The organism is Flavobacterium sp. BFFFF1, from assembly GCF_002256285.1.
Classification (GTDB): domain Bacteria; phylum Bacteroidota; class Bacteroidia; order Flavobacteriales; family Flavobacteriaceae; genus Flavobacterium.
In genome coordinates this window covers 1-384 of sequence record NZ_NKJE01000006.1, presented here as the reverse complement: position 1 = coordinate 384, position 384 = coordinate 1, and the positions used below count along the sequence as shown (strand labels likewise).

Below are 384 nucleotides of genomic sequence, written 5' to 3'. Positions count from 1 at the left end.
TAATTGAATACGAGGCTTTTCCAGTCGGGGTGATATCCTTTGCGGCGGTCGGGGTGTTCGTAGAGATTTGACCCATCGAAGAAACCGAGTCCGTGTGCGTCATCCGGAAAATGGGACGGCACCCAATCGAGGATTACCCCTATTCCGGCCTGGTGGAATTTGTCTACCAAAAGCATAAAATCCTGTGGTTTCCCGAAACGCGATGTGGGTGCAAAATAGCCAACAAGCTGATAACCCCAGGAAGGGTCGTATGGATATTCCATGACCGGCATGAATTCAACGTGGGTGAATCCGGTTTCTTTTACGTAGGCTACCAATTGGTCGGCGAGTTCGAGGTAGGTCAGGAATTTGCCTTCGGCATTGCGGCGCCAGGAGCCGAGGTGC

1 protein-coding gene is annotated in these 384 nt (G+C 52.1%); it reads right to left on the bottom strand.

The window, feature by feature from the left end; genetic code table 11:
- Positions 1-384 (bottom strand): alpha-amylase family glycosyl hydrolase (locus tag CFE23_RS05150; RefSeq protein WP_291085450.1); only part of this gene is annotated, 384 nt, incomplete at both ends.